Here is a 23,930-nt window from a genome sequence, read left to right as displayed (position 1 = left end):
CGGCCGAAAGCCGCTTACCTCTGGCACGACCCGGCGGGACGCAAGACAGGTATAAAATGCTGTATTACAGATGATAATTACCTCATTTTTCAGGATACTCATGTATAGAATCGAACAATTGAAGGAAGACAGGATCAACTCCATGCGGCTGCCACTCACGACGCTTGAGGTCTTTACGGCGATTGCAAACCACGGATCTCTGAAAAATGCGGCTCGCGCCCTTGGCCTGAAACCTTCAACGGTCAGTCATCAGTTGAAGAACCTGGAAGAAAGGATCGGGACAGCACTTTTTGTCAGGACAACACGCACCATCAACCTGACCGAGGCCGGCCGTGCTCTTTTACGCGGCACCTCGCCGGCATTCGAACAGATCGCGGAAGCCGTGGAGAGCGCGCGCACCACCGGCCATGCGGCAAGGGGCAGTTTGAAACTCGCGCTGCCCGAATACGCTTACGATCTCGTTGTCGCAGCCATGCTGCCCTCGTTCCGAAACGCCTACCCGGAAATACAGATCGAATTGTCTCTCACGGATGCGTTTGAAGACATTCTGGACACCGGACTGCATGCCGGAATACGGCTGGGCGATTTGATCGCGCAGGATATGATCGCAATCAGATTGACCGATCCCCTGCAGCTGGCAGTCGCCGGTTCGCCAGTATATTTGGAAAAGGCTGGGACCCCGGTAGCGCCGGAAGATCTGCTGGCACACGAATGCATCCGATACAGGTTTCACAGTTCCGGCGAGTTCGCGCCGTGGAAAGTCGACGGACCGGCTGGACAGTCTGACGTTGCGGTCACGGGGTCACTGGTCGTGAACTCACTTTCCGTGGCCGTGGACGCAGCGCGGCGCGGCGAAGGCCTGATTTATCTCCTGCAGGATTATATCGCAAAGGATGTTGTCGATGGGCACCTGGTACCTGTTCTTCAGGAGTTCATGCCACACGTGCCCGGCTTCTTTCTCTATTTCCCGCGTGCCTACCGCGAGATGGTGCCGCTGAGACTTTTTGTCGACCACATTCGTCAGCGCGGCAGCAAATGAAAGGCGCGGCTTTCCGCTATCGAAAAACCGCGCCATTGCCGCATTTTCCTGTGTTTAGTTGTTGCAGGGGAAATCCTGCTTCATCGTTTCCATGAGCGCCTCTCCTGCCATCATGGCCTTGCGCCTGGTAAAGTCGCTGTGCACCCAGCGCATGAACGCCCAGCGCACTTCGTCCGGAGTGTTCTGCTCCGGCAGACAGATGTCCTTGCCGTCGCCAACGGCACCGGTCACCTCAAGCGCGTCCACGAAGCCGATGATATACTGTTCGCACTCGATTTCGGCGGCCTGACCCCAACGTGCATCGTTGTCGGCTTCCTGGCACGGAGAAAGGAGCTCTTCGGCCGTGTAGTTCGAGTGGATGAGCAGGACCGACCCGGGGGCCGCTGCTGCGGGTGCCGCCATCAGCGTGGCTGCGAGGAAGGGTATTAGGCTGAAACGCATTGGTTCGCTCCAAGGATAGGCCAAAACGCCCCCCGCGCGTCATGTGCGGGGGGACGCTTGCGCATCATTGCGCGCTCTTCTTGTCGGCAAGGGCATGGACGGCCTGGTCCATGACGTCCTGGTGTTCCTCATTGCTGAGGAAAGCCGGGCTGTTGACCTTGTTCCACAGGTCTTCGTCCGTCATGTTCTGGTGACAGCCCATGCACAGGCCGGTGCGCTCCATCTTCTCGCGCATGTCCTGCGGCAGCGGACCGGTCAGCGGCCAGTGGGACCCGACCGTGACCAACTGCTTGCCGTCCTCCGTCACGATCCGGCTGAGGTCATGATCGAGGCTCGGAACAGCCTGCGACTGCATCTGGGTCTGGTTCGGGATGATTTCACCCGTCGCCGTTTCCAGATCCACCACGAAGCCCTTGTCGTAGCCCTTCATGAAGCGGCCGTCCGAGATGCCGTAACCCAGTGCTTTCGGGTTGTTGTGGCAGCTCTCGCATGTCCGCGCTTCACGGCCGGCAGTATGCGGCTGCACGGCGGCATGATCGAGCCCTTTGGTGCCACCCGCGTCCGGCGTCATCCAGGTTTCGTTATGCGCGACTGTGTTGCCGTCCTTGTCGATGACCGTCGTGATCACCTGACAACCGGGCATCAGCGGGCTGACGCGGCCTTCACCGTTGATGCCGAGGGTCGGCTCTTCCCAACGCAGGTAGGAGCGTGTTTCGGCGACCTTGCCCGGACTGGTCAGACCATTGCTGCCCATGGCGTTGTCGGCGGTCAGGCCATTATCGCCGCGCGAGTTGGCATTGTTGATCCAGTCGACGTCGGTCTTGCCTTCCGAATAGTCCACGGTGATATGGCAGCCGTAGCATTGCGGGGCCCAGTCGGCATGACAGGCATAGCATTCCATGCTCTCCATATGCTTGCCGACACTCATCATTGCAACTTCCGCATTCGGTGACTTCCAGTTTCCGTCAAGCGCGAGCTGGCGCAGGACCGGAACTTCGAAGTCGAGACCGGAAGCCGAGTGCAGGATAACCTGGTCTCCACGGCGAATGACATTGCCAAGCGGGTTGCCCCGTGCGCTGAGAAGATATCCGTCTTCCGGCTCGTAGACTTCCGCCATGTACTGCTCGGCAGTGACGTCGTCGGCCAGGCCGCGAGCGGTGTCGCCAATGTCCGTGGAATGTTCTTCGCCGTAGCCCAGCGGCAGTTCCCAGGGGAACTTGGACACGGTTCCGTGGCAGTCCTCACACTCGATTTCCACCTGCGCCAGTGTTGTGCCCGGAAGGTTTCCATCGCCATGCATGTCGATCGAGGTGTGACAGTCCTGGCAGAGCATGCCGCCCGCCGGGTTGCCGTCCCGCGATTCAATGGAATGGTGAAGATCGTCCTTGACGTAAACGTAGTTCTTGGTGTGCAGCTTCGGCTGCTTGCCGCCCTTCTCGTTATAGGGTGAGCCATACGGGAACTCCATGATGCCCTGGTAGCTCACGCCGATCCGCTTGCCGCGGTTATGGCAGGAGTTGCAGGTCTCAGACGGAATACCCGAATACTCGACCTCGCCGACTTTCACCTTGGATTTGCGCGTTCCCTGCATCTGGTGGGTCAGGAGCTTGCCCGGCTGGTCCTTTGCGATCGTCGGGTCACCGCCCTCGTAAAAACCGTCATTCGAATAGGGAACGTGACAGGACGAACAGCCGGCCCCGCGGAAGTCACCGCGTTTCTCGCGCCCGGTCACACCGACATGGCACCGCTGACACTGCTGCCGCGAATACGTGATGCCCGCCAGATTGGGATGCTCGGAGATCGCGTTCACATCCACTTCAGGAACCTGTTCCATGGAACTCGGCATCTGGTCCGGATGGGCTTCGATAAAGGCGACCATGTAATCCTTGTAGGCATCTGTGCCCACCGACGGGACGTTGCCATCCTCATCGACCAGATCGTAGTTGCCGTAGACCGAACGGTGCGTGTCGATCACACCCCAGGACCACAGGTTGCCCTGCAGCTTGCCGGCCTCGGTGTTCATGAGAGACTTTGTCAGCCGCTCGGCATATCCGTCGTGGCACTGGCCACAGGACTTGTCGGCAATCCAGAGCGCTCCCGGATCGGGATAAAACGTGTGCGGTCCTCCCGCATCGGCCAGATCGGCCGGCGTACCCTGGTGGGCTTCGGCAGCCGTCAGTCCCTGCGGATTGCCGCCATGACAGACCACGCAACCCGCGGGGTCACCCAGATCGGGCCCCATGGCTTCGATGGACTCCATCATCGCACCGGAGGTGAATTTCTCGATCCCTTCATGACAGGACATACAACCCTTATCGGCAGCAACGGCCTGATTGACCGTTTCGGGGACCTCTTGTGCATGAGCCGTTCCGCAAAGCAGAAGGCCCAATGCCAGAATTAATGATCTCACAGACCCGACTCCTCTTGAGCATAGTCGTAGCCTTGAGACGGTAAGACGGCTTGGTGGACCGGTTCTCTGACAATTCGCAGGAAAGGTCGATTACCTGCTTTAAGTCTTACCTGCAAATATTCACAAGTGTGAAATGATCTAGGTCATGGCCCGCGCAAGGTGCCTTTTCTACGCTTCGGTCAAGCTGGGTGACTGGCCGGTGGGAGAGACCGCGCCGAACTCACAAGCGGGGCGCAGATGAACAGTTACGACATCTCTTTGGGTGGCAAGCTGGAATGCAGCGAAGCCATGTGCAAATCCCGACTATGCCAACTTGTTACAGGTGGCAGCCCGGACAAGAGGCACAAGGTCCTGCAGCGTGGCGACAGGCTGAGCCTGGGCGACGGTGCCTGCCGAAAAGTCTGGATCATCCTCTACGGCATGGCGGCGATTTGCTTCGGCCTTGCAGACGGACGCCGGCAGATCCTCGGCCTGGAAACGAGCGGCCACATCATGTGCGGCATGAACAATGGCGGTCAGAACGGTTCCTGGATCGAAGCCCTGACCGAAACGGTTCTGTGCGAGATGGACCTGGCAAGCCTTGGTTCCCCGGCTTATCCGGGAGGACCCTGCAGGGATGGCCAACGGCTGGTGAGCGAACTCTTCAGCGTCATTCACCAACGGCTTGAAGCATGCTCGGCCCATCTGGTCACACTGGGCCGATTGGACAGCACGGAGCGCGTGACGCTGTTTCTGGCTGACATGGCAAACCGCCTCGGCCGGCCGGTCGGACAGTCGACTTACCTTGAACTGCCCATGACACGCGAAGACATTGCAGATTACCTGGGTCTGAATACGGAAACGATCAGCCGCATCTTCTCGCGCCTGAAAAAGAACAGGCTGGTGCAATTTCCTTCACGAAGCGCGATCACCATTCCCGATCTCAAGGCGCTCGAACGGCGCCTGCCGGTCGACATTCCCGACTTTTCCTCAACGAGCCATGTCAGCAGTTTCCTGACAGCGGTCAGCGCGCCTTCTTTCTCGCGCGATGGAGCACACTCATGATCATTGAATTGGGACATTTCTGTCTTGTTCTGGCGCTGATCGTGGCCGTATTGCAGTCCATCGTGCCCATATGGGGGGTGAGAACCGACAACGCAGCAGCCATGCGTTTCGCCGATCACGCCGCCGAAGTCCAGTTCCTTGCAACGGCAACCGCGTTTGCGGTTCTGACTTACGCTTACGTCGTGTCCGACTTTTCGGTGCTCAACGTCGCATTGAACAGTCATTCGGCCAAACCGATGCTCTACAAGGTCACCGGAGTTTGGGCAAACCACGAAGGCTCAATGCTGCTTTGGGTGCTGATCCTCACGCTATTCAGCGTGCTGATCGCGTTCTATGGCAAGGGCATTCCGGTCAGCATGCGATCCATCGTCCTGGCGGTCCAGGCCATGATCGCCGTAGGTTTTCTTGCCTTCATCCTGCTGACGTCCAACCCGTTCGAGCGCATCTCGAACCCGCCGCTGGACGGTCAGGGCATGAACCCGCTTCTTCAGGACCCGGGCGTCGCCTTTCATCCTCCTTTGCTCTATCTCGGGTATGTCGGCTTTTCCACGGCGTTCTCCTTCGCGATTGCCGCGCTCGTGCGCGGTCAGGTCGATCCAAGCTGGGCGCGCTGGATGCGGCCCTGGGTCCTTCTCGCCTGGTCTGGCTTGACGGCCGGCATCGCTCTGGGAAGCTGGTGGGCCTATTACGAGCTCGGCTGGGGCGGTTTCTGGTTCTGGGATCCGGTCGAAAATGCATCGTTTATGCCCTGGCTGCTCGGCACCGCCCTGCTCCACTCCGCCATTGTCGTCGAAAAAAGGGCAGCGCTTTTGAACTGGACGATCCTGCTTGCGATCCTGACTTTTGCGCTCAGCCTGATCGGAACCTTCCTGGTGCGCTCAGGCATCCTGTCCTCGGTTCATGCCTTTGCCAATGACCCCGAACGCGGCGTGTTCATTCTCTTTCTTCTCGCTCTTGCGATCGGTGGCGCCTTGACGCTGTTCGCGCTTCGCGCTTCAGAAATCAGGGAGGGTGGGAGCTTTGCCACTGTTTCGCGCGAAACCGGGCTGCTTATGAACAACGTGCTCCTGAGCGCCTGCACGGTAACCGTCTTTGTCGGTACACTCTTCCCGCTGTTTCTCGATATCGCCACCGGCGACAAGATCACGGTGGGCGCGCCTTACTTCAACCGGACATTTCTGCCGATCTTCGCCGGCATCGTCCTGCTCGCGGCCATTGGGCCTTTCCTGTCATGGAAGCGGGCGAACATGCGAAAGCTGCGAAAGGACGTGCTGGTCACAAGCCTGATCGCGGCGTTTCTCGGCATCGTGCTGCTCATTCTGTTCGGAACGCCTGATCCGGTCAGCGTTTTCGGCATCGCGATCGCAATCTTTCTGGGCGTCGCCACGCTTCTGGACATTGCAAGGCGTGCCGGTGTTGGAACAGCAAGATGGGCGAGTGTTCCGCGCCGTCTCGCCGGTTTGCCGCTTTCGGCATGGGGCCTTTGCCTGGGGCATCTCGGCTTGGCCGTTGCCTCCGCCGGCGTGGAGGCAGCCTCCCTGTGGAGCATCGAGGAAATTCAGACCGTGACACCCGGCGTCCCGGTGCCCGTTGGGTCTTATGAATACACGCTGGTCGGTGTCGAGAACGGCATGGGGCCAAACTATCGGACTTCCGTGGCGACAGTGTCGGTCAGCAGAAACGGGGACGAAGTCACCACCCTGCACCCCGAGCGCCGGTGGTATCCGGTGGAGCAGAAACCGACCACTGAAGCCGGTATCGAAACACGCTGGCACGGCGATTTCTATGCCGTTCTCGGAGATCCGGCTGCCAATGGGCAGTTCGTGACGAGGTTCTACTACAACCCCGGTGTTCCGTGGATGTGGCTGGGGGCGTTCCTGATTTCCGTTTCCGGTCTCGTTTCGCTCGCCGACAGACGTTTGCGTGTCGGCGTTCCAACCCCGTCGCGTTTGGCCTCCCCTCTTCCCCAGCCTGCAGAATAGGAGATGATGATGCGCAGTTTGCTTGGTCATTATCTGATCGGACTGCTGACTGTTCTGGCCGTTGCGATCATTCTGTCCGGTGCCGCTCTGGCGGTGGATGGCGACGAGATGTTCGCCGATCCGGCCAGGGAAGCCCGCGCACGCGATGTCGGACGCCAACTCCGATGCCTCGTGTGTCAGAACCAGTCGATTTTCGATTCCAATTCGGGCCTTGCCAAGGATCTCCGCGTCCTTGTCAGGACGCGCATGAGTGAAGGCGATTCGGATACCGAAATCCTTGCCTACATTGCCGACAGGTACGGCGACTACGTGCTGTTACAGCCAAGATTTTCGATAAGAAACGCGGTTCTTTGGGCAGCGCCCCTCCTCGCACTTCTGCTCGGTCTGGCACTGATGGTGCTTTATCTGAAATCCCGCCGCTCGGGCCGCACTGATGTTGCGCTCACCGAAAGCGAGCGCGAGACCGCGCGCAAATTGCTGCAGGAAGGACGGTCATGACCTTGTTCTGGATACTCTCCACAGCCGCGCTTTGCCTATGCGCCCTCTGGCTGGCCTACCCGTTCCTTCGAAAGACGGAGATCGAACGCGACGAAACTGACGCCGCGCTTTCGATCTACAGGGATCAAGCCGATGAAATCCGGCGCGACCTGGCGACTGGTCTCATTTCAAGATCGGAATTCGATGCCGCCCAGCGCGAAATCGAGGTCCGGGCACTGAAGGCTGCACGCAACTCCGTTGGCGGTATGTCGGTCACGCGCCGCTCTCCACTGACCGCAACCGTTGTCGTCGCAGCGCTCGTTGCCGGGTCTGCCGCTGGATATGCCTGGCTCGGCACGGCAGGCGCAGAAGACCGTCCGCTGGCCGCCCGCAAAACAGAGGCGCTTGTACAGAAAGCGCAGGCAGGCGACATCGGCAGCAGGATTGAGCTCCTCGTCGAAACGGTGAAAGAACATCCGGACTCGTTCGAAGACTGGTGGCTGCTCGCCCGGAGCTATGCCGCGACAGGTGACAACGCGTCCGCTGCCGATGCTTATCGCCGGGCTGCGGAACTTTCCGAAAATGATCCGGGTGTCCTGTCCGCCTATGCGGAAGCCATGACCCTTGCCAACGGCAACAAGGTTCCGCAAGCGGCGAAAATTCTGTTCCAGCAGATCCGCGCAGAAACCGGTGATCCCCGCGCGCGCTACTACCTGGCCCTTGCAAAAGCACAGGCACAGGACTTTGACGGCGCGCTTCGGGACTGGGCGGCACTTGCCGCAGAATCCGACCCCAACGCCCCTTGGATGCCGCTCGTGCGGCGCGATATCGTGAACATGGCGCGCTTCACCGAAAGCGACGTCTCAAAGTACCTGCCTGACGCCAGCCGCGCAGAGCTCAACAAGGCAGCGGGAAAACAGGCCGATGCAGACCAGTTCGCGCTTCTTCGCCGGGCCGCTGCCCTGGACAAACAGCTGGAAGACGATCCTTCGGACTACAAGGGATGGCAGGAACTGGCCCAGATCCGGGCTGCACTTGGAGATGCGCGGAAAGCCCGGGCTGCGGTTGATGCGGCCAGAGACCGCTTTTCTGCAGCTCCTTTCATCCTCTCGAAGCTTGATGCCACAGCTGCCGACCTCGGGCTGGACCTTATTCCAGGCACTGAGGCAGTGAACGGACCGAGCCAGGAGGACATCACGGCGGTACAGAGCCTTTCGGCGGATGAACAAGCCGAGCTGATCGAGGGCATGGTGGCCGGGCTCGCGGCCAAGCTTGATGACAATCCGGACAATCCCGACGGCTGGGTTATGCTCGTGCGGTCCTACAGCCATCTTGGAGAGACCGGAAAGGCGGCAGATGCCCTTGCAAGGGCAAGTGCGCACTACTCTGACAATCCGGATGTGCTCGCCAAGATTAAGTCGAACGTGGCAGGTCTGGTCGAATAGCAATAACGCGCAGCTGGTCAAGGAAAGAAAAACTGGTCTCGGAAACGGGATCGGTTTGCCTATATATAGGTCCAACCGATGCGCGCCGCGCCTCCCACAATCCGGACTTTCGTGATGAACGCCAATCCGCCGCTCTTTCAATTCGACAATTCCTATGCCCGTGACCTTCAGGGCTTTTACGTCGCCTGGGAAGGCGCCAAGGTGCCCGAGCCGCAAGTCGTTCTGTTCAACGGGGAACTTGCCACCGAGCTCGGCCTTGATGCCGCAGCGCTTGAAACAACCTACGGAGCAAGGGTCTTTGCCGGTATCGAGAGCCCGGAAGGCGCGTCCCCTCTCGCGCAGGTTTATGCCGGTCACCAGTTTGGCGGGTTTTCTCCCCAACTCGGCGATGGTCGTGCCCTCTTGCTTGGTGAAGTCATCGACCGCAAAGGCAAACGGCGCGACATCCAGCTCAAGGGATCAGGTCCGACCCCGTTTTCGCGCGGCGGTGACGGCAAGGCGGTCGTCGGCCCCGTGCTGCGCGAATACATTATCGGCGAAGCAATGCACGCGCTCGGCATCCCGACGACCCGGGCACTTGCCGCGGTGACAACCGGAGAAACGATCTACCGGGAGGGCCCTAAACCGGGTGCGGTCCTGACGCGCGTTGCAAGCAGTCATCTTCGCGTCGGCACGTTTCAGTTCTTCGCGGCGCGCGGCGAGACCGACAAGGTCCGCCAGCTTGCGGACTATGCCATCACCCGGCACGATCCGGATCTGGCGGGAACGGACGACCGCTATCTGAAACTCTTTTCCAGCGTGATGCAGCGACAGGCCGACCTGATCGCACGTTGGGTCCTTGTCGGCTTCGTTCATGGCGTCATGAATACGGACAACACGACAATCTCCGGCGAGACAATCGACTACGGTCCCTGTGCCTTCATCGATGTCTACGATCCCGCCGCCGTGTTCAGTTCGATCGACCATGGCGGACGCTACGCTTTCGGCCGCCAGCCTGTGATTGCGCAATGGAATCTTGCGCGCCTCGCCGAGGCCCTGCTCGCCCTGATAGATCCGGACGATCTCGACAAGGCCGTTGAACGGGTCACCGAAGAACTCGGCCGTTTTCCGGACCTATACAAAACAGCCTGGTTGAACGGCATGCGCGCCAAGCTCGGCCTGCTCAACGAACACGAAGACGACCGGGATCTCGCAGACGCTCTGCTGGCGCAGATGCAGGAACACGAAGTCGACTACACCTTGCTTTTCAGGGCGCTTTCAGACGCGGCAGCGGGTGATACCGACAACGTCCAAAGCCTCTTCCCGGAACCGAACGGCATGGGGGCATGGCTGTCCCGCTGGACACAGAGACTGGAGACGGAAACAGGAAACGCTGCTGACACAAAACAGCGGATGAACAGCGTGAATCCGATCTACGTTCCCCGCAACCACAAGGTTGAAGAAGCGCTCACGGCAGCGGAAACCGGCGACTACACCCCGGTCCACAGCTTGCTGAATGTGCTTGCCGAGCCTTTTGCAGAGCGCGACGGTCTGGACAGCTATGCCGGCCCGGCGCCTGAAGAACTCGGTCCTTACCGCACGTTCTGCGGGACCTGAACAATAGACAGCCGTGGCGTGTGCTAGCGACCCGCCAGCCTTTCGACAAGAAACATCATCTCCCTGTCCAGCGCGTCTTCCGTAAGGCCCACAAAGCGATCTTCAAGACTGATCGCGACGAGACCGTGAAGGGCGGCGAAGCAGGTACGCGTGCGTGCGGCAAGTGCTTCGTCGTCAAGACCGCCCTCCAGTTGCTGCAGGGGCCTGGTGATGAAGGCCAGAAGATCAACGAGTTCCTGAACATGGATCTCAGGCGTTGGGGCGCCTTCCGCCATTTTGAGTGCAAACAGCGTTTGCCACAGGTTGCGATGCTCTTGCGCAAAAGCCAGGTAGGCGCACGCCAGCGCCTTCAGTTGATCCAACGGGTCTGATACCTCCTCCACCGCCGCTGCCATAGCCTCCTTGATCCGCGCCAGGGTGACGGTGTCGACCGCCGTGACGAGCGCATCCTGATCCTGGTAGTGCTTGTAGACTGAGCCGACCGAATACCCCGCATCGGCAGCAATTTTGCGGATCTGCAAGGCCTCCAGTCCACCTGTCTCGACGGCTTTCACCGCAGCCGCCAGAACCCGCCTCTGCGTTTCTTCGCTCTTTGCCTTTTGAATGCCCGCCATTCACCACGTCCTTTGAATAAAAGTGAACTGAGTTCATTTTTTTCTTGACCTAACCCGACTCGTATGGTTTTGTCAAATAGTGAACAATGTTCATTTTTGCCAAAACCTGCTTGAAACCGTCAAGCCGAAACTGAACTGACCCAGAAGTCCAGAGCGGGCGGCCGGATCGCCCGCCCTCACCACCGGAGAGAACGAGAAACATGCGCACGCCCCTGATCACGTCAAAACGGTTCGCCCCTCTTTTCTGGACCCAGTTCCTGTCCGCGTTCAACGACAATTTTCTGAAGAACACGATGGTGTTTCTGGTGCTGTTTCAGGTCGTCGCGACAGGCAGTGACACCGGCAACACCGGTGCCCTGATTGCATTGGCGGGAGCAGTTTTCATTGCCCCGTTCCTGTTCCTCTCCGCTCTTGGCGGCGAACTGGCCGACAAGTACGACAAGTCCATCCTGGCAAGACGAACGAAGGCCATTGAGATCGCCGGTGCGGGCATCGCGGTGATCGGCATGCTGACGGCTTCGTTGCCGATCCTTTTCACAGCCCTTTTTCTTTTCGGAGCCATGTCCGCCCTCTTCAGCCCGGTGAAATACGGATTGCTGCCGGAACACCTGGAGGCCGACGAACTGCCCCGGGCGAACGCCTGGATCGAAGCCGGAACTTTCCTGGCCATTCTGACCGGAACGATTTCCGCGGGTCTGGTGTTCGCAACTGCTGCTCCCTCGCTGATTTTTGCACCGGCCATGCTCGTCCTTGCATTTGCCTGCTATGGCATGAGCCGCAAGATCCCGCATTCGGTTGCCGCGTCTCCCGATCTGAAAGTGGATTGGAACCTGTTCACCTCCACAGGGCGCATTCTCAATGATCTGGCCAGCAACAGGCGGCTGTTCAAGGTGGCCCTGATGAATGCCTGGTTCTGGCTGGTCGGATCGATTGTGCTGGCCATGCTGCCGCTGATCGTTAAGGACGCCCTGGGTGGTGACCAAAGCGCCGTCACCTATTTCCTGACCGTTTTTGCCGTTTCCATCGGAATCGGCTCCGCGCTTGCTGCCTGGCTGTCCGCGGGACGCGTGGTGCTCCTGCCGGCCCCGGTCGGCACCTTGCTGATCGCCCTGTTCAGTGCCGACATTGCGTGGACCCTTTCGTCCCTGCCAAATGCGGCGCCTTCGACCGGCCTGCTTGAATTGCTGGGCCGTGACGGCACGCTGCGCCTGACGATCGACATGGCTGGCCTCGCAATTTCCGGCGCGCTTCTGGTGGTCCCGACATTCACTGCTCTTCAGACATGGGCCAAGCCTGAAACCCGGGCGCGCCGCATCGCTGGCTCCAACGCGCTGGGAGCAGCGTTCATGGCTCTGGGCGGCCTCGCGTTGGCCGCTGCCCAAAGAGCCGGTGTCTCCGTTTCGGCAATCATGGGAATGCTCAGCGGTTTGAATGCATTGGTCGCAGTGCTCATGCTGAAGTTTATGCCCACCAACCCGATGCGCGACGCGATTTCCATTCTCTATCGCGCCATCTTCCGCGTCGACATCAAGGGACTTGAGAACCTCGAAAAGGCGGGTGACGCGCCCATACTGGCCCTCAACCACGTCTCCTATCTGGACGCAGGTCTCGCCCTGACCCTGACGGATCGCAGCCCGACCTTTGCCATCGACTACAACATCGCTCAGCGCTGGTGGGTGCGCCCGTTCCTGACACTGGCGAATGCCCTGCCGGTCAACCCGGCCAAACCGCTCGCCACCCGGTCCCTGATCAAGGTGGTGAAGTCCGGAGAGCCCATGGTGATCTTTCCGGAAGGACGCCTGACCGTCACCGGATCGCTGATGAAGGTCTATGACGGGGCTGCCATGGTCGCAGACAAGACCGGCGCGATGATCGTGCCGATCCGCATCGACGGCCTTGAAAAGACGCCGTTTTCCTATCTCAACCCGAACCAGATCCGCAAACGCTTGTTTCCCAAAGTAAAGGTGACCATCATGGAACCCAAACGTCTGGAATTGCCGGAAGACCTGAAGGGGCGTAAACGCCGCGCCGCAGCAGGCAGCTCTCTCTATCAGATCATGTCGGAATTGATGTTTGAAACCAGCCTCGCCGAAGACAAGACCATTCTGGATCAGGTGATTGCCACCGCGAAAGAACGCGGGGCTTCGCAAACCGCCCTGGAGGATCCGCTTGCAGGTCCCCTGAGCTATGGCAAGCTGCTGACAGGTGCCTCGGTTCTCGGCCGCAAGATCATGGCACGCACGAAAGGCGAAGAGACGATCGGCATCATGCTGCCCAATGCCAACGGTTCGGCAGTCACCTTTCTGGCTGCCCTGTCGGCCGGCAAGGTGCCCGCCATGCTGAACTTCACTGCTGGCCCGGAAAACGTGCTGTCGGCGTGCCGGACGGCCGAGGTGAAGACCGTACTGACCTCGCGCACATTCGTGCGCCAGGCGAAACTCGAGGACCTCACCGACACACTGGCCCCGCACGTGAAGCTCATCTGGCTCGACGAACTGCGCAAGGAAATCGGCCTGTTCGATAAACTGCGCGGTGCGTTGACCCGCAACCGTGCCCTGGTTGAGCGTAGCAGCAGCGACACGGCGGTCATCCTGTTCACGTCCGGTTCTGAAGGAACGCCGAAGGGCGTGGTGCTGACGCACAGGAACATCTTGGCGAACGCAAATCAGGCGGCGTCACGGATCGACTTTTCCGCTTCCGACAAGGTGTTCAACGTGCTGCCGATGTTCCATTCCTTCGGCCTGACCGCGGGAACGATCCTGCCGCTCGTCTCCGGGGTGCCGACATTCCTCTATCCGTCTCCCCTGCACTACCGGATCATTCCGGAGCTGATCTACAGCTCCAACGCCACGATCCTGTTCGGAACGGACACATTCCTGAACGGCTATGCGCGCGTGGCCCATGCCTATGATTTCCGCTCCCTGCGTTATTGCTTTGCAGGCGCGGAACCGGTGAAGCAGTCCACCCGCCAGATCTACATGGACCGGTTCGGCGTCCGTGTTCTGGAAGGCTACGGCGTCACGGAAACTGCACCTGTCATTGCCCTGAATACGCCGATGTTCAGCAAGCCGGGCACCGTCGGCAAGCTCATGCCAGGCATGCAAGCGCGTCTGGAACCTGTGCCGGGTGTCGAAGACGGCGGACGCCTGCTTGTTTCCGGTCCGAATGTGATGGTCGGCTATCTGAAGGCGGACAAGCCCGGCGAAATCCAACCTCTGGCGGATGGCTGGCATGACACCGGCGACATCGTCGCCATTGACGAGGAAGGCTATCTCACCATCAAGGGCCGGGCCAAACGCTTTGCAAAAATCGGTGGCGAAATGGTCTCACTGGCAGCCGTTGAGGCAATCGCCGCCCAGGTCTGGCCGGACAACCTGTCGGCTGTTGCCGCCGTCAAGGATCAGCGCAAGGGCGAGAAGCTGGTTCTGATCACCGATTGCGCCGATGCAACAAGGGATGATTTCCTAAAGGCCGCGAAAGCGCGCGGTGCCCAGGACCTGATGATCCCGGCGGAATTCCGAACGGTCGACAGGATCCCCCTGCTCGGCACCGGCAAGATCGATTTCGCGGGTGTCACAAAACTGGTGACCGGCGAGGGTTCGGTACCGGACGCCGCCTGATGGGGGCCGGTGAGAAGCGGCATCTGCCAGGGACCCACTGAGCCCATTCGCGCAATCCGTGCGAATGGGCTGATTTGGATCATGGAGATCGAATGAAAACAATCCCAGATTGAGAAATTCCGAATTTTGATATAAATTACACGTATTGATATATTTTTTGAAAGGATTCCAGTCATGAGCAAAGTTGGTCTGCTCGCCATTCACGGCATGGGTTCACAAAAGAGAGATTTTGCCAAAGGTCTGTTCACGGAAATCAGCGACCGGCTCTCGAAACAACAAAACCGGCAATTGGTTACCGGCTCGATTTTCTATCAGGACATTTTGGAGCCCAACGAGAAGGCATACTACGACAAGACGAAGCGTAAACTGCAGTGGAGAAACCTGCGCCAATTCATCCTTTATGGCTTTTGTGACGCAGCAAGCCTGGAAAGCCAGAAAGCGGGACCCACCAGCCCCTATTTCCAAGCACAGAAAAAGATCTTCGACGCTCTCGCTCAAATGCAAAATTCACTTGAAAAGAACGCGCCGATTGTTGTTGTGGCCCAGTCCCTAGGATGCCAGGTTTTCTCAAACTATCTCTGGGACGCAACACTTTCCGTGTCCCCGTCACCAGCTCACGGTGTCTGGGCAGATCCGCCTCAAATGTCAAAAGAGCTTGAGAAAGTATGCCGCGGAAAAACCATCCAGCGACTTTATACCACCGGATGCAACATTCCCATTTTTGTCGCCGGGCGTCCCGCCGCGCAGATTAAGGCCATTCCCAAACCCAACAACAAATTCCGATGGGAAAACTACTATGACAAAGACGATGCGCTTGGTTGGCCTTTGAGCGAGTTGAGCAACAGCTACAAAAAATTGGTCAAAGACAAGCAGATAAACGCAGGACTATTCTCTGGATTTACTCCGCTCAGCCACGTAAACTATTGGAAAGATAGGGACTTCCTCAATCCGCTAGCGAAGGACCTGAAGCAACTGCTTTCTTAGGCGCTTACTGAATCATCGAAAGAGCAAGCCTGCTTCTGACCCTTGTACCGGAACCTGTTCACAGCATGAGTTCGGCAGACTTCCCGCTTTGCTTGGACCGCATATTTGAGAGCTCATCTCAATTGCACTGTCGTGACCCCTCCCAGTTAAAGGAACGCGCCGGGATTACGATTCTTTCTTGCCCCGCCAAGCAATGAAGGACTAATCTCGCGCCGCAAGTGTTCAACCGCAATTATTCGCCCTCATTCGGAACAGATGTTCATGACCATCCCCGCCTATGACGATCAGAACGTGTTTGCAAAGATCCTGCGGGGTGAGCTGCCTAGCCACAAGGTGTTCGAAGACGAGAAGACCCTCGTGATCATGGACATCATGCCGCGCGGCGACGGGCACATCCTGGTTGTTCCCAAGGCCCCTTCGCGCAACATTCTGGATATCGAGCCGGACGATCTGAATGCGGTTATGGCGACGGTCCAGAAAATGGCCCGGACGGTGATCGAAGCTTTCGGCGCGGATGGAACGACAATCCAGCAGTTTTCGGAACCTGCCGGCGGACAGGTCGTCTTCCATACCCACGTCCATGTCATCCCGCGCTTTGACGGTGTATCGCTCCGGCCCCATACCGGGGAAATGGCTGACAACGACAGTCTCGCTGCCAATGCCGAGAAGATCCGGGCAGCCCTCGCCTGAGCGTGACGCAATCGACCGGAACAGCCAGACTGTTCACCTTTCAGCGCACACCGGTTCTGGATCTTTTCAGCGCCGATGGATGCTACCGTCCCACCTGGAAAGGAACCGGCATCGCCGGCAGGCATCGCATCGCGTACGAATATGTCAGCAGATACATGTGCGAGATCGGGCTGTCGGACGGACTGACACCACCGGTCTGGACGTTTGAGGCAGAGCCGGACGAGTTGGAATTCCTCGCAGTCATGCTGCTGTCGGATCATGAACTGGCACAGTCGGACTACGTCACCCTCGAGTTGAACGTGCCCGAAAGCCTGATCCTGCGCTCGTCCTACAGCGCCCGGTGCGACATCTATTTTTCCTGCCTTGAGACGGGACGGATCGAAGACCACGGCTCGTGGCTCGACTGCAGTCTCAAGGACGAATATCCGTCACAGACCGCACAGGCCATCCTGCCTTACATACTGAAAAGATGGGTCAAAAAAGTCGTACCGCTGAGAATTGCCCGGATTGATTGATAAGTTAAATTTAAGTGGTTTATTAATGAATGTGCCGTAGCGTTAATTAGCGATCCTCAAAATCGCTCCGCAGCCTCGTGAACGTTTCTCCGTGTACCCTATCCTCGTTCACGAGGCTGCAATTCTTCTCGCAACTCGCCCATCGTAAACTGATCAACGCGCCCGGGCTGCGGCGGCGGTGTCGTGATACTCGTGAAGCTTCACAACCCGGTCATCCTTCACCGTGATGAACAGGGCCAATTCGATTTCGCGGGAGGCACCGGTATGACGGCTCGTCATCTTGACCCCGATCTGCGCTGCTGCACGGTCGCCAGAGACAATGATATCCGTCAGACGATAGTCATCAATTTTCCAGTCCGCCTGTATCCGCTCAATTGCTTTCCAGAAAGCGCCTTTACCGGCACAATCCGTGTGATATGGCCCGGTTTCCGCATCAGCATGAATGCAGGACCTGATGTCATCATGAAGGAGCGCCGAGACGGTATCGGCATCTCCCCGATTGTAGCACTCAATAGCTTTGCGGACGACGTCTTCAGTCGACATGAGAAAGCCCCCTCGGCTTCAGAAAAGGCACTATGCCATGTCCGGTTGAAAGAACGAAAGTGAAAGGAGCCAATCGGCAAGGCCCCTCAGGGCAAGCTTCCTAAGGGACGCCAGCCGCTTTGGCGGCCTCTTCCTGCTCCCTGGCGAGGTTCTGGTCTTCCTGCAGAACCTTGACCGCCGCCGGTCGCTCGAAGAAACGGGCGGTGTAATCCTTGAACTCGTCGAACTCAGGCACGATCCCGAACATCATGCCCCAGCGGAGCCCCATCGCCCACAGGACATCCAATGCGGTCAGCCTGTCACCCAGGACATAAGGTCCTTTCGACAGCTGTTCGCGCATGTTTTCCATCACCGTGTCGAAACTCCCGTAAGGCGACATCGACTGCGGCGGCTCCTCCCTCTTCAGGGCCCGATCCACAAGCGCCGGCTCGAAGCAGGAGGCCATATAGACGAACCAGCGCAGGTACGGGCCGCGAAGCGGATCGTCGACCGCGGGCGTCAGTCCTTTTTCCGGAAAAAGATCCGCAAGATAAAGGTAGATCGCAACCTGCTCGGTCACCACGGTATCACCGAACCGCACCGCCGGAACCTTTCCGGCCGGATTGATTGCCAGGAAGCCGGATTTCCTGTTTTCGCCCAGCTTGAAATTCAGGACATTGAGGATGTATGGCGCACCCAGTTCTTCAAGCAGCACACGCACACCCGTCGCACGGGTCTGCGGGGCATAAAACAGTTCCACCTGCTGTGACATTTCGCGCTCCTGATCGCTGCGCTCTTCTTGAATCCTAGCCTAGCTGATCCACGAGCCACCAACCACCTATCAGGAACGCCTCGGCGGCCAGAACGCCGACAATGACCTTCTGCCGGGACAAAAAGAAGGCGGCAAAGCCGGCGCTGGATGCTGCGATACGCAGCCACATCGGTGTTTCGCTCAAGACACCCTGGGGGAACAGGATAAGCTTTGAAATCAAACCAGCGACCAAAGCCGTGGCAACGCAACGCACCCAGATCAGCAACTCGCTGTCTTCCCGGAGCCGGCCGCTGGCGAAGACACCGATCCAGCGCCAGACATCCGTCGCCAGCCATCCGGCCACGAGGATCATCACATAAGGCCACCACCACGTGTCGTGGATCAGGGTTTCACTCATGAGAAGCCTTTCCGGAAGATCTTCATGCCGAAAAAGGTCGCAGTGCCCCCGACGAGCCCGGTCCACAACAGGTCGAGGCCCGGCAGGTAGAGATAAACAATCGGCCCTAGCACAAGCCCGACAACCATCGCGGCCTTGTCCACGTTGAGGCGCGCAGCCCCCCAGAGCGAGCAGAGGAAATAAACCGGTGTCAGCAGAACCAGGGCACCGGCGACAACATCCGGCAACCGTTCCACGGCCATGTAGGCAATGCCGGTCATGCAGAAAACGAAGGAAGTGACACCGGAGCCGAAACCGGAAAAATACGGCAGACGCGCCTCGCGCGGCAGGTCCGGCAACGTGCGCATGGCAAACACCCAGGCGGTGACGGCAACAAAATGCGAAGCGATCAAAAGGTGCCAGTTTTTGGTCTTGCCCGGAACCTTGACCATCGGCATCAGCGCCATCGTCATCGGCATCAGACGAACGGACGCCAGTGCAACGGCAATGGCCGCCGGAAGCAGCCCCATGCCTGACGAGAGTGCGCCGGTGAGAACCACGATGGACGGCAAGGCCCAGATGAGGCTGGTCATGGCCAGCGTTTCAGGAAGTGACAGGCCTGTCTCGCGTGCCAGTCCGGCAAATCCGACAAACGCTGCCGTCAGAATCAAGGCCGGTATCGAAATCGAGGCGCGCATACCCAGGAAAAACCATTCTCTTCCGGTTCGCGCCGGAAGATCAGGCGGGTTCGTCTGCACAGTTCCTTCAGGAACGGTCATTGGAGGTTCACTCGAGACTCAAAATAATAAGGAAGCCTTACATTTTAGGAGGCGCCTTGTCCAGTTAACCTGACCTAGGGTACGGACTCATAAATGAAGTCGATTTGGTTTGGACTGCTTTGACCAACTGCGAAAAGCGAAAGCGCAGGAAACATAATTCATTTGCAAGCCTTTCGCGACGTGGCAGATGGCCAAACGGCCTCATTCATGGGCCCGTACCCTAGACCGACCGTGTGAGACCGCCATCAATACGGATATTCTGACCCGTGATGTAAGCAGCTTCGTCGCTGGCGAGGTAGGAAATCAGACCGGAAACCTCGTCGGAACGGCCGTAGCGGCCCATCGGAATACGCTCGCGCCGGTCGTCCTTTTCCGGAAGACTGTAAATGAAGCCGGGAAGAATGTTGTTCATCCGCACATTCTGCCCGGCGAACCTGTCGGCAAAGAGCTTGGTGAAGCTGGCAAGTCCCGCCCGGAACACTCCGGACGTCGGAAACATCGGGTCGGGTTCGAACACCGCAAACGTCGAAATATTGAGGATCGTCCCACCACCCTGTTTCGCCATGATCGGGGCAACGAGCCGGCTCGGGCGGATGACGTTCATCAGGTAGTAGTCCATTCCCTTGTGCCACTCATCGTCGGAAATCTCCAGGATATCCCCCTTCGGACCGTGGCCTGCGGAGTTCACCAGTACATCAATCCGGCCATATTTTTCGACAGACTTTTCAACAAACGACTTCAAGTCCCCGGCTACAAGATTGGATCCCGTAAACCCGAAACCGCCGAGTTGCTCTGCAAGAGCTTCTCCCTTGCCGGACGAGGATAGAATCGCGACCTTCATTCCGTCGGCGGCAAAACGACGAGCGGCGTCAGCGCCCATTCCGGACCCGCCTGCAGTGATCAGGGCAACTTTTGGCTCAGACATGTTCAACTCCAATTCTGTGTTGCCTCAAACTTAGGAACGGAACGGCAAACAAATATGCAGAAGGCATTCAACGAAGATCTTGAATGGCTCGCGGAAAAATAAAAACCCCGGACGATGTCCGGGGTTCTTTTTCGCTCTGCGCAGCCTGTCAATCCGCCAGCGGCACCTTGGGCACGAGGCTCTTCTTGGAAGACCCTCCCTTGCCGCCGCCTGACGACTTGGACTGCTTCGCCGCCGTTGCTTTGGTGGCCGGCTTGCGGCGCCGTTTGGGCTTGGGCTTGGCTTCCGTCTTCGCTTTCGGTTTGGGCGGTGTCGCCCGCTCCTCGACGCTCTCGAGCAACAGGCCTTTGCTGTCCTCGGAGACGGAGACCTTGACCATGCCGCCCTTCTTGAGCTTGCCGAACAGAACCTCGTCGGCAAGCGGGCGCTTGATGTGCTCCTGGATAATCCGTCCGAGCGGCCTCGCGCCCATCTGGTTGTCGTAGCCTTTGGTCGCCAGCCATTTGACGGCATCGTCGGTCAGCTCGAAGGTCACGTTCCGGTCCGCGAGCTGCACCTCCAGCTGCATAACGAATTTCTCGACAACCTTGTAGACCACTTCCATCGGCAGGTTGCCGAACGGAATAATCGCATCGAGACGGTTGCGGAACTCCGGCGTGAACAGCTTGTTGATCGCCTCCGTGTCGTCGCCCTCGCGCTTTATCCGATTGAAGCCGACCGGCATCTTCGCCATGTCCGACGCACCGGCGTTGGTGGTCATGATCAGGATGACATTTCGGAAATCGACCTGCTTGCCGTTGTGATCGGTCAGCTTGCCGTGGTCCATGACCTGCAGCAGGATGTTGAAGAGATCCGGATGCGCCTTCTCGATCTCATCGAGCAGGAGCACGCAATGCGGATGCTGGTCAACCCCGTCTGTCAGCAGACCGCCCTGGTCGAAACCGACGTAGCCCGGAGGCGCACCGATCAGGCGGGAAACCGTATGCCGCTCCATGTACTCGGACATGTCGAAGCGGATCAGTTCCACGCCGAGCGAAGAAGCGAGCTGGCGTGCCACTTCCGTCTTGCCAACGCCCGTGGGACCGGAGAACAGGTAGCTGCCGATCGGCTTGTCGGGTTCGCGCAAACCCGCACGCGCCAGCTTGATCGCCGAGGCGAGCGTTTCGATGGCCGAATCCTGACCGTAAACGACGCGCTTGAGATCCTTGCCGAGATTCTCCAGCACTTCCGCGTCGTCCTTGGAAACGGATTTCGGCGGAATGCGCGCCATCGTGGCAATCGTGTTCTCGATCTCCTTGACGCCGATGGTCTTGCGGCGGCGCGCTTCGGGCACCAGCATCTGAGACGCACCCGTCTCGTCGAGCACATCGATCGCCTTGTCCGGCAATTTGCGGTCGGAGATGTATTTCGCCGACAATTCGACCGCCGTCTTGATCGCGTCATTCGTATAACGGACCTTGTGGAAGTCCTCGAAATAGGGCTTCAGGCCTTTCAGGATATCGATCGCATCCGGGATCGTCGGCTCGTTCACATCGATCTTCTGGAACCGGCGAACCAGCGCCCGGTCCTTTTCGAAGAATTGCCTGTATTCCTTGTAGGTGGTCGACCCGATGCATCGGATCGCGCCGGACGCAAGCGCCGGCTTCAGCAGGTTCGAGGCGTCCATTGCACCGCCGGACGTCGCCCCCGCTCCGATCACTGTGTGGATCTCGTCGATGAACATCACAGCGCCGGGGAAGTCCTCGATTTCCTTGACGACCTGTTTCAGGCGCTCCTCGAAATCGCCGCGGTAACGCGTGCCGGCCAGCAGTGCGCCCATGTCGAGCGAAAAGATGGTTGCGTCGAGGAGAACATCGGGAACGTCCTCATTGACAATCCGGTGCGCGAGGCCTTCGGCAATCGCGGTCTTGCCCACGCCGGGGTCGCCGACAAACAGGGGATTGTTTTTCGAACGGCGGCACAGGATCTGAATGGTGCGCTGGATCTCGCTGTCCCGCCCGATCAGCGGATCGATTTTGCCGCTCGTGGCCTTGTCGTTCAGGTTGACGCAGTAAGCTTCGAGCGCATCGGTCTTCTGGCTGGCTTTCTTCTCGCCTTCGGAGCCCGGCAGGATGTCCTCTTCCTCAGCCCCCTCAACCGGGCGCGCCTCCGACATGCCCGGTCGCTTCGCAATACCGTGGGAAATGTAGTTGACCGCATCGTAGCGGGTCATGTCCTGGTCCTGCAGGAAATAGGCCGCATGGCTTTCGCGTTCGGCAAAGATCGCGACAAGCACATTGGCACCCGTCACCTCTTCGCGTCCGGAAGACTGAACGTGGATGACAGCACGCTGGATAACTCTCTGGAACCCGGCCGTCGGCTTGGAATCCTCGTCACTGTCGGTAACAAGGTTGTCCAGTTCCGTCTCTATGTATTCGAGCAGGTTCCGGCGGATCGTGTCCAGGTCGACATTGCAGGCGCGCATGACGGCTGCCGCATCCTGGTCATCAAGCAATGCCAGAAGCAGGTGCTCCAGCGTCGCGTACTCCTGCTGCCGCTCATTGGCGAAGGCAAGAGCCTGATGAAGGGCTTTTTCAAGACTGCGTGAGAAAGAAGGCACGTAGATTAGTCCTCACTTTTTTTCCATGACGCATTGCAAGGGATGCTGATGCTTGCGCGCAAAATCCATCACCTGTGTGACTTTGGTCTCGGCGACTTCATACGAGAACACGCCGCACTCTCCGACACCGTGGTGATGAACATGCAGCATGATACGCGTGGCTTCCTCCCGGTTCTTCTGGAAGAAACTCTCCACGACATGAATGACAAACTCCATTGGAGTATAGTCGTCATTCAAAAGCAGCACGCGATAGAGATTGGGCCGCTTCGTAACAGTTTTCGTCCGGGTAACGACAACCGTACCGGTGTCGCCACCGTCGTTGTCATGATCGGAGCCCGCTGACATTGCCGTATCTATCGCCTCACTCATTCCGGCAGTTACCAGTATTCCTATCTCGTGACAGACGCCAAACGGCAACCTGTCCGGCTACGGGAACCCGCGGCATATCTCCGGGGCCTTTGGATCTTCACTGATAATCCTGCCGCGCAAGCGGCGCTTGCGCAATGGTCGATTTCATCAAGATTTAGGTAAACGCCTCTTTTGGGACAGGAGCGTCCCCGTCAATCAGCAATGTAGGTGCCTGAAAACCGAATAAAAGATGCCGATGGCACACAATTCGGTGTCAAAGGAATTTCAACCGGGAACAGAAATCGAAAAATGGGTAAATCTGTGTATATAAAACAAAAACCCGGCTGCCTTCAGCCGGGTTCTCACATTACTCCGTCAAAATACGGAATGTCGGTCTCTTACTTAGCCACCTTGCCGAGCACACCTTCGTAAGGCTTGTAGGCGTCTTTGGACATGTCGGTGACCATTTCACCGATCTTCGTCATTTCGCCAACAAAACCTTCGTAAGCGGTCTTGACGTAGTCAGCCTGGGCTTCGAAAGCCTTATCCAGAGACTTGGAAGCAACCAGCTTTTCGACAGCAGCCGTACCTTCTTCGAAGGATTTCTTCTGGTAGTCGGCAACTTCAGCCGCAATCGCCTGGAAACCTTTGCTCATGGAGCCGAAGGATTCCATTGCCATGTCCATGTTGTCTTTGCTCAACTTCTGCAAGTCATCAAAGTTGTTCATCATCTCACTGACCTCATCCAGCGG

21 protein-coding genes are annotated in these 23,930 nt (G+C 58.4%); 10 read left to right on the top strand and 11 right to left on the bottom strand.

Going from position 1 to position 23,930, the window contains the following annotated elements:
• Window positions 1-100 precede the first annotated feature (100 nt).
• Window positions 101-1,039: a LysR family transcriptional regulator gene (locus tag RDA78_RS20415; protein ID WP_434051628.1), complete on the top strand. Its 939-nt coding sequence runs from the start codon at window positions 101-103 to the stop codon at window positions 1,037-1,039.
• A gap of 54 nt (window positions 1,040-1,093) precedes the next feature.
• On the opposite strand, the gene RDA78_RS20410 is transcribed toward RDA78_RS20415, so the two are convergent.
• On the bottom strand, window positions 1,094-1,480 hold the full coding sequence (locus tag RDA78_RS20410; protein WP_434051627.1) for a Rap1a/Tai family immunity protein: 387 nt from the start codon (window positions 1,478-1,480) through the stop codon (window positions 1,094-1,096).
• Window positions 1,481-1,544: 64 nt separating this feature from the next.
• Window positions 1,545-3,890, bottom strand: a complete 2,346-nt coding sequence (locus tag RDA78_RS20405) for a hypothetical protein (RefSeq protein ID WP_434051626.1) — start codon at window positions 3,888-3,890, stop codon at window positions 1,545-1,547.
• 237 nt (window positions 3,891-4,127) lie between these two features.
• On the opposite strand from RDA78_RS20405, the gene RDA78_RS20400 reads away from it, so the two are divergent.
• The 5 genes from RDA78_RS20400 to RDA78_RS20380 all read left to right on the top strand — a co-directional run bounded on the left by RDA78_RS20400 (window position 4,128) and on the right by RDA78_RS20380 (window position 10,434).
• Entirely contained in the window at window positions 4,128-4,934 is an 807-nt protein-coding gene (locus RDA78_RS20400; protein ID WP_434051625.1) for a Crp/Fnr family transcriptional regulator, read from the top strand.
• A complete protein-coding gene (locus tag RDA78_RS20395) occupies window positions 4,931-6,916 on the top strand; it encodes a heme lyase CcmF/NrfE family subunit (RefSeq protein WP_434051624.1) in 1,986 nt (661 codons plus the stop codon). The genes RDA78_RS20400 and RDA78_RS20395 overlap by 4 nt, the downstream gene beginning before the upstream one ends.
• Window positions 6,917-6,925: 9 nt before the next feature.
• A complete protein-coding gene (locus RDA78_RS20390) occupies window positions 6,926-7,414 on the top strand; it encodes a cytochrome c-type biogenesis protein (RefSeq protein WP_434051623.1) in 489 nt (162 codons plus the stop codon).
• On the top strand, window positions 7,411-8,838 hold the full coding sequence (ccmI, locus tag RDA78_RS20385) for a c-type cytochrome biogenesis protein CcmI (protein WP_434051622.1): 1,428 nt from the start codon (window positions 7,411-7,413) through the stop codon (window positions 8,836-8,838). The genes RDA78_RS20390 and ccmI overlap by 4 nt, the downstream gene beginning before the upstream one ends.
• A gap of 114 nt (window positions 8,839-8,952) precedes the next feature.
• The gene (locus tag RDA78_RS20380; RefSeq protein ID WP_434051621.1) at window positions 8,953-10,434 is read left to right on the top strand and encodes a protein adenylyltransferase SelO; all 1,482 of its coding nucleotides are present in this window, start codon (window positions 8,953-8,955) and stop codon (window positions 10,432-10,434) included.
• 23 nt (window positions 10,435-10,457) lie between these two features.
• On the opposite strand, the gene RDA78_RS20375 is transcribed toward RDA78_RS20380, so the two are convergent.
• On the bottom strand, window positions 10,458-11,048 hold the full coding sequence (locus RDA78_RS20375; RefSeq protein ID WP_434051620.1) for a TetR/AcrR family transcriptional regulator: 591 nt from the start codon (window positions 11,046-11,048) through the stop codon (window positions 10,458-10,460).
• Between the two features lie 200 nt (window positions 11,049-11,248).
• Here RDA78_RS20375 and RDA78_RS20370 point away from each other — a divergent pair, with 200 nt between their 5' ends.
• From RDA78_RS20370 to RDA78_RS20355, 4 genes are all read left to right on the top strand, one after another.
• Window positions 11,249-14,668 carry an acyl-[ACP]--phospholipid O-acyltransferase gene (locus RDA78_RS20370; RefSeq protein ID WP_434051619.1) on the top strand — a complete coding sequence of 1,140 codons (3,420 nt, stop codon included), beginning with the start codon at window positions 11,249-11,251 and terminating at the stop codon, window positions 14,666-14,668.
• 174 nt (window positions 14,669-14,842) lie between these two features.
• Entirely contained in the window at window positions 14,843-15,652 is an 810-nt protein-coding gene (locus tag RDA78_RS20365) for a hypothetical protein (RefSeq protein ID WP_434051618.1), read from the top strand.
• A 261-nt stretch (window positions 15,653-15,913) separates the two neighbouring features.
• Window positions 15,914-16,342, top strand: a complete 429-nt coding sequence (locus RDA78_RS20360; protein ID WP_434051617.1) for an HIT family protein — start codon at window positions 15,914-15,916, stop codon at window positions 16,340-16,342.
• Between the two features lie 2 nt (window positions 16,343-16,344).
• Window positions 16,345-16,857 carry a hypothetical protein gene (locus tag RDA78_RS20355; protein WP_434051616.1) on the top strand — a complete coding sequence of 171 codons (513 nt, stop codon included), beginning with the start codon at window positions 16,345-16,347 and terminating at the stop codon, window positions 16,855-16,857.
• 153 nt (window positions 16,858-17,010) lie between these two features.
• Here the strand turns inward: RDA78_RS20355 and RDA78_RS20350 are convergent, their stop codons facing one another.
• From RDA78_RS20350 to RDA78_RS20315, 8 genes are all read right to left on the bottom strand, one after another.
• Complete coding sequence (locus RDA78_RS20350; RefSeq protein WP_434051615.1) at window positions 17,011-17,400, bottom strand: nuclear transport factor 2 family protein; 390 nt, start codon at window positions 17,398-17,400, stop codon at window positions 17,011-17,013.
• A 100-nt stretch (window positions 17,401-17,500) separates the two neighbouring features.
• Window positions 17,501-18,151, bottom strand: a complete 651-nt coding sequence (locus tag RDA78_RS20345; RefSeq protein ID WP_434051614.1) for a glutathione S-transferase family protein — start codon at window positions 18,149-18,151, stop codon at window positions 17,501-17,503.
• Between the two features lie 34 nt (window positions 18,152-18,185).
• Window positions 18,186-18,548 (bottom strand): AzlD domain-containing protein, encoded by a 363-nt coding sequence (locus RDA78_RS20340; RefSeq protein ID WP_434051613.1) that lies wholly within the window; start codon window positions 18,546-18,548, stop codon window positions 18,186-18,188.
• Complete coding sequence (locus tag RDA78_RS20335; RefSeq protein ID WP_434051612.1) at window positions 18,545-19,306, bottom strand: AzlC family ABC transporter permease; 762 nt, start codon at window positions 19,304-19,306, stop codon at window positions 18,545-18,547. Before RDA78_RS20335 ends, RDA78_RS20340 begins: the two co-directional genes overlap by 4 nt.
• A gap of 220 nt (window positions 19,307-19,526) precedes the next feature.
• Complete coding sequence (locus RDA78_RS20330; RefSeq protein ID WP_434051611.1) at window positions 19,527-20,231, bottom strand: SDR family oxidoreductase; 705 nt, start codon at window positions 20,229-20,231, stop codon at window positions 19,527-19,529.
• A gap of 148 nt (window positions 20,232-20,379) precedes the next feature.
• Entirely contained in the window at window positions 20,380-22,830 is a 2,451-nt protein-coding gene (gene clpA, locus RDA78_RS20325) for an ATP-dependent Clp protease ATP-binding subunit ClpA (RefSeq protein ID WP_434051610.1), read from the bottom strand.
• 12 nt (window positions 22,831-22,842) lie between these two features.
• Complete coding sequence (gene clpS, locus RDA78_RS20320; RefSeq protein WP_306143918.1) at window positions 22,843-23,175, bottom strand: ATP-dependent Clp protease adapter ClpS; 333 nt, start codon at window positions 23,173-23,175, stop codon at window positions 22,843-22,845.
• Between the two features lie 401 nt (window positions 23,176-23,576).
• Complete coding sequence (locus RDA78_RS20315; RefSeq protein ID WP_434051609.1) at window positions 23,577-23,909, bottom strand: phasin family protein; 333 nt, start codon at window positions 23,907-23,909, stop codon at window positions 23,577-23,579.
• Window positions 23,910-23,930 lie beyond the last annotated feature (21 nt).

This window comes from Roseibium sp. (assembly GCF_051016195.1).
Lineage (GTDB): Bacteria > Pseudomonadota > Alphaproteobacteria > Rhizobiales > Stappiaceae > Roseibium.
Note: the sequence above shows the minus strand (reverse complement) of the source record. Positions and strands in the feature narration are given on the sequence as shown.